Consider the following 5,496-nt stretch of genomic DNA (forward strand, 5'->3'; position numbering starts at 1 on the left):
CACGCAGAACCAACTAATTGATCGGTATGTTAAACCGGCTACAGCAAGCAACAGTAGCAATTCTGACAAAAAGCAATAGCCGACACGAACGGAGCGACTTATGGCAGAAGATAATTGCAGCGGAAAGCAATCCAATGGACAGAAATCTGTGCACTTGCAGGAGTCGCAAGGCGCGGTGAAACTGCCGACCAACACAAAAACAAATAAGCTCATTGATACTTACGTCAAAAAACCAGCAGACAATAATAAGTAGCATAGCAAGTAAGAATGCCCTCCAGTATTGAAGCGTTTGCGCTACTTCTCTTAGCCATTCTTCCTGGTTTTATCGCTGTTGCGGTAGAGAAAGCTTCTCGCCCGATTCGCACGCATGCCCCGATGGATGCCGTAGTGTGGTGCGCGTGTTATAGCATCGTAATCAACAGTGTTCTTATACTGGGTGGATCATGGATTGCCCTTAAATGGTATCAATTCGATCCTGCGCCATTGATTGATAAGGGCTGGCGGGAATGGGTCGGCGAAAGGATAAAGGCTGCTCCCCTCTCGGTCGAGTTTTTCTCATTGGGTTACTTAGCAGCGTCAATTGTTCTTGCGTTTCTCTTTGGCAAAATCATCGCACGAATTACGTGGACCCGAACACCTGTTTGGTACTTGGAAACGGTTCAACGAACTACGTGTTGGAGTTGGTTTCGTCTAAAGGGCAGGAGTGCATTGTCCGTAAAGGTTAATTTCAGTAATGGTGCTACCTATTTTGGCACTCTACAAGCCGTGCCGAAGGATTATGAAGTCTTGGTAGCAAAGGAAAAAGATTTCTCTATTGTTCGCGCTGTTTATGTTCCCCCACCGGGGAAAGATGGGACTGCGTCGGAACCAATAATCCTTGGTCAGGATGAGGTCGTGTTATTAAACACAAAAGATGTAGTAAGCATTCAAACAACCGAAGAACAACTGGATTCAGATGCTGGCACTCCGCAGCAGAATTCGGATTCCCATCCCATCGCGCCTTAGCAAGCGTGCTTATTCGCTTATTCAGGCCACAGTGCAAAAAGGATGGCGTAATCTTGACAGCGGCAAACAACACGCTAAGATGATCGTCGTTTGACAATTCGATCCGGCATTGGAACCACCAAGCCCGCACCCTTATCGGTCGCGGGCTTTTTTGTTGAAAGGTGTTTTATGATGCGCAGGTATAGATTATTAAAGCGTGTCTCTCACGAAGAGAGAGTAGTGATTGGCAAAGATGGAACGCCAGTTGAGTTGATTGAGGAAAAATACGAAGGTGGAGTAACTATCGTTCGGCGGCAATCCCGCAGTAGATTCTGGCCGGAGCGCCGGTCTCGTCGAAAGTAGACCTTGCTGGCAATGCTGTCACAAAGTTGCCCTTGCCTTGAGTTACTTTCCACGCAATGATTCCAGCGTCAGGCAATTCGCTCCTGCCTTTCGCAAACCAGAATCACAGTCGCTGTGATTTCTCCGCTTCGGCACAGCCGGTCAGCACAACGCTGATTGGCAATCTTCTATTTGCCGGAGCATCTACCATGCAATGGTCAAGTTTCGCGTTTCGTTGCCTAGCTCTTCTTTGTTTGACCGGTTTAGCTGTATTCGCAATCGAACACGGCTGGAATTTCCTAACGCTAGTGAGCATCGACGGCACGCTTGTCGTTGCACTGTTCAAGGCCGCTGGCGGACGCTGAAACGACTGCTACAATCAAGTCTGCCGATAAAATGTCGGCAAACTTCTGGCCGCGTAGGCACTGCCCCGCCTATGCGGCCTTTTGAATGCGCGCGAAACCTTGACGCTCTTGTGGGCTGCGCGGCCTCATGCAATGCCAGTGCACAGCATTTCGGTTGCCATTATCACAGGCCGCATACTTGTTACAAAAAGAATACGACAAAGTAAACGAGATGACAAATCCGCGCTTGCTCGCCTAATGCTCTTGCTGCTGGCCTTACTACCCGCCCGATACTCTAGCCAGCGACGGACCCCGCTTGCAATTTATTCAGGGATGGCGGCTATGTTTTATGCAAAGGGAATGTTTTGATGAAAACGAAAACAACACGGCAAAATAAATCGAAAATGCTTCTGCCCAGCAACAACTGGCTTAGAGCACACGGGCACGGCGGCGCGATTAAAGCGATGAAAGAGCGCCCAGATTTATTCAGACATATCCCGCGGGCAAAGCGGACTACAAGAGGATGACGTTTTTCCCGAAAGCAGAAACCGAGTGATTTGTCAGGCTGCGTCGCCACTACCACCGGTGGCGCGGCCTATTTCATCTAAAAGCCTGGAGGATTCATCATGGACGAAATGGAATACCTAGAACACTTGAAGGCAGCGCTCAGCCAATTCCTTCCGCAGCAGTATCGAGAATTCCAGTTACAGATTCTTCCGAGTGGTGGGAAGCGCGGTCCGAATAGCATGCCACCTATCGAAGTTAAGGCGGAGTTTCCACAATTCCCGACATTCGACATTCAAGAGATTGGCAGGAAACTAAATTGGCAGATAGTGAAAGCGGTGGATGATTTCACGCTGCATGGCATTTTTTTAGATCGGCAACTTACTTTGATTTTCGACGGCCCAGTATGATTCAAAACGACGCTATGCAACCGCCGCGTCAATCAGCGCCAGAATGACAGCGCGGATGTGTTCAGGGAGGGTCCGCCATGCGGTGATAACGCGTTCCAATTCAGAATCTAAAATCGTGGGGCCAGTTTTGGGGCCAGTGGGCGTAACAGACCCTTGTTTTCCCGACTGTTTTTTATTTCGTGGGGGACTTAAAATCCTTCGAGGGGTTACCCTCGTGCGGGTTCGATCCCCGCCTCGGCCACTAGTTCCCTATGGACGAAGAAAGGTGCATCAATCGAAATTCCGGCGAGCGCACGCAGTTACATTCAACGCTAATGGTCCCGAAGAGACTCTGCCCGATGCTTGATTCCAAGGTTCATTTTCCGCTGCATGATAGAGTGCGCGGGCTCCAGGAACATTCGACTGCGAAAGAAGTGCCTCAGCCCGCGGTCCCAGGTCACGCGGACGCGGATCACCAAGCGAGTGGCATTGTTCGGCTGCGGATGCACTGTGAACGCCCAGGTGAAAGCGCGATACGTGTGGAGTTTGAGAAAACTCGGATCGCGCGACATGGCAGGCTGAAAATCGGAACCGCCGGCCAATACGATGGCCCGCTGTGGCTCGGCGACTACGACCGTCAGCGGCGGCGCTTGCGGATGAAGTTTCACGCCATCGCCGACGCGGATGATTTGCCACTCGGGAACAATGCGGTCCGCATTACGAATTTGGCAGCCGAATAGATTTTCCAGCCAATCGTAACTGTAGAAGCCTGCGCGGCCTTGCCCCATCTGTACCAGCCACGGCCACACTTCACCAACAGGCGACTGAATGGTGATGGCATGGGTTGCTTGGGCCAACGGTCCCTGCACCAATTCGTCGCCGGGTAGTGGAAGCGACCGCTCTTCCGCCGTACTGCCCCAAGTCATATGCCAGGGTCGGATGACGAACCCATATGCGACGGCAACCAACGCCGCGCCTAGTACCACCCCCAAAGCATACACCCACGGGTCCATCGTTGTGTGCCGCAAGATAAGAGTGATCGATCACCAGCCGCCTGATTGACGGCATTGTAGCCACTTGTTATACAAGCGGACATCTTATCCTCCACCCTGTCGGAATCGAATGAGGCAGGCGCCGGCACAAGCGCGCGAAATCCATCGTGTTTTCGCCGCTTTTCGGCCTGAGGTAACGCCTGTGACAACCACTATTGCGTCAGACCGCGCGCGCCGTCTATTGCGAATGAGTGCGCCGAAGGTCTACGATTTCCAAGCCAGCGACGGTGTCGGGTTGCGGCTAACGCGTTATCAGGGAGGCCGCAAAGGTCCGGTGATTCTCTCGCCCGGCTTCGGCACTTCGGGACAAGCCTATTGCCTGGACACGGTGGACACTAATCTGCCCGAGTATCTATTTGCAAAAAACTACGATGTTTGGATTTTCGACTACCGTGCCAGCCCAGCGCTCCCTTCGGCGGCCACGCAGTTTACGTTGGACGACATTGCTGCTCGCGACTATCCGGCCGCGGTGAAATTAGTGCGCGAGGTCAGCCGGGCGGAGAGCGTGCAGTTTATGGCGCATTGTGTCGGCTCGTTGACATTCTTACTGGCAATGACACAAGGCTTGGAAGGCGTGCGCTCGGCCGTATCTTCCGCGCTCACCTTGCATCCGGTTGCTCCGCTGATAAACCGCGTCAAAGCCCGCTTCCGTTTGGCCACAGCATTGGCGGCAGTAGGAATGGGCACGCTCACTACCGACGTTCATGCGAATGCACATTTTGGCGAGCGCGCATTTGATCGGCTGCTCCGCTTTTATCCCAGCCACGATGGCTGCTCCAGTCCGTTCTGCCGGCGCGTGCTGTTTTTGTACGGCGAAGTTTACGACCACAGCAAGTTGAACCCGTCGACCCATCAAGCGCTGCCCGAAGTATTTGGCGTCGCCAATTTGACCACCTTCAAGCAAATTAGCCGGATGCTTAATAAAGGCCATGCCGTGAGCTCCGACGGCCGCGAGATTTACCTGCCCGAGGCCGCCCGCTTGCGGGTTCCCATCGCGTTTATACACGGAGAAAATAACCGCCTGTTTCTGCCTCGCGGCAGCCAGCAGACTTTCGATTACCTGTGCAAGATCAACGGGCCGGAATACTATGTACGCCACGTCATCCCCGACTATGCCCACATGGATTGCTTCGTCGGTAAAGATGCCGACCGCGATGTGTTTCCAATTGTGTTGGCGGAGTTGGATAAACATAACCCCGTAGGCTGAAGCTGCGGCCGCTGGTCATACTTAATTCTCATGAGAAACATCAGACAATGACGGCAAAGCATCGCCCCGGTTTCCTTGAGGATTTATGCACATACCCGCTGCTGTCAGCACTGGTGGAGCGCCGCACTCGGCGAGTGCCCCGCGGCGCATCGTTGGACGCAGGAGCATTGAGCCATTGCAGCAACAATCCGCCATCACCTTTGACCAGGCTCGAAGAAGCCGTGCTCATTTGTTCCCTGGGCGTAACGGGCATCACCACTCACGACGGCCCACTCAACAAGCAAGGCGGCGGCCAGGAATTGGGTACGCCGTTTATGAACATCGTGGCCCGCACCGGCAGCAGCGCCGACAATTGTCAGGCCACCAGCTTTTTCATGATCAACGACGAGGGCATTTGGCTGCTGAAATATCCCCGTGGGCGGGTGGCATTATCGCTCTTGAAAGAACTGCCTCCGCGCTGGACCGATTGGCACGAGCAGGAATGGCTTCATGCCGCCGACCAGGTTAAAGTGCGCATCTCCGACCGGCGGCTCGATTTTCCCCGCGAGTATCCCTACTACTTGGGTTGGAACGCACAACTTTCAAATTTGCCCGGCACAACCATTTTTTTGCCCGTCGTCGATTGCACCCGTCAATATATTAACGCGCTTTTGATTTTACTGTCCGAACCGGAC

At 53.1% G+C, this 5,496-nt stretch carries 7 protein-coding genes and 1 tRNA gene; 6 read left to right on the forward strand and 2 right to left on the reverse strand.

Annotated elements, in window-relative coordinates; genetic code table 11:
* Window positions 1-100: 100 nt before the first annotated feature.
* The 4 genes from VFE46_13150 to VFE46_13165 all read left to right on the forward strand — a co-directional run bounded on the left by VFE46_13150 (window position 101) and on the right by VFE46_13165 (window position 2,825).
* On the forward strand, window positions 101-253 hold the full coding sequence (locus VFE46_13150; protein ID HZZ28942.1) for a hypothetical protein: 153 nt from the start codon (window positions 101-103) through the stop codon (window positions 251-253).
* A gap of 14 nt (window positions 254-267) precedes the next feature.
* Window positions 268-1,005 carry a DUF6338 family protein gene (locus VFE46_13155; GenBank protein HZZ28943.1) on the forward strand — a complete coding sequence of 246 codons (738 nt, stop codon included), beginning with the start codon at window positions 268-270 and terminating at the stop codon, window positions 1,003-1,005.
* Between the two features lie 1,291 nt (window positions 1,006-2,296).
* Complete coding sequence (locus tag VFE46_13160; GenBank protein HZZ28944.1) at window positions 2,297-2,584, forward strand: hypothetical protein; 288 nt, start codon at window positions 2,297-2,299, stop codon at window positions 2,582-2,584.
* Window positions 2,585-2,702: 118 nt separating this feature from the next.
* Window positions 2,703-2,825 (forward strand) — tRNA-OTHER (locus VFE46_13165).
* A 70-nt stretch (window positions 2,826-2,895) separates the two neighbouring features.
* Here the strand turns inward: VFE46_13165 and VFE46_13170 are convergent.
* The gene (locus VFE46_13170; protein ID HZZ28945.1) at window positions 2,896-3,591 is read right to left on the reverse strand and encodes a hypothetical protein; all 696 of its coding nucleotides are present in this window, start codon (window positions 3,589-3,591) and stop codon (window positions 2,896-2,898) included.
* 166 nt (window positions 3,592-3,757) lie between these two features.
* Between VFE46_13170 and VFE46_13175 the strand changes: the two genes are divergently transcribed.
* A complete protein-coding gene (locus tag VFE46_13175) occupies window positions 3,758-4,822 on the forward strand; it encodes a hypothetical protein (GenBank protein ID HZZ28946.1) in 1,065 nt (354 codons plus the stop codon).
* 40 nt (window positions 4,823-4,862) lie between these two features.
* Here the strand turns inward: VFE46_13175 and VFE46_13180 are convergent, their stop codons facing one another.
* Window positions 4,863-5,051, reverse strand: a complete 189-nt coding sequence (locus tag VFE46_13180) for a hypothetical protein (GenBank protein ID HZZ28947.1) — start codon at window positions 5,049-5,051, stop codon at window positions 4,863-4,865.
* Between VFE46_13180 and VFE46_13185 the strand changes: the two genes are divergently transcribed.
* On the forward strand, window positions 5,044-5,496 hold a 453-nt coding region (locus tag VFE46_13185), incomplete at its 3' end, for a hypothetical protein (GenBank protein ID HZZ28948.1). The genes VFE46_13180 and VFE46_13185 overlap by 8 nt on opposite strands.

This window comes from Pirellulales bacterium, assembly GCA_035656635.1.
Lineage (GTDB): Bacteria > Planctomycetota > Planctomycetia > Pirellulales > JADZDJ01 > DATJYL01.

Excerpts from the sequence above, each read along its gene's own strand:
- VFE46_13150 (HZZ28942.1), top strand. The coding sequence starts at position 101 with ATGGCAGAAGATAATTGCAGCGGAAAGCAATCCAATGGACAGAAATCT.
- VFE46_13155 (HZZ28943.1), top strand. The coding sequence starts at position 268 with ATGCCCTCCAGTATTGAAGCGTTTGCGCTACTTCTCTTAGCCATTCTT.
- VFE46_13160 (HZZ28944.1), top strand. The coding sequence starts at position 2,297 with ATGGACGAAATGGAATACCTAGAACACTTGAAGGCAGCGCTCAGCCAA.
- VFE46_13180 (HZZ28947.1), bottom strand. The coding sequence starts at position 5,051 with ATGAGCACGGCTTCTTCGAGCCTGGTCAAAGGTGATGGCGGATTGTTG.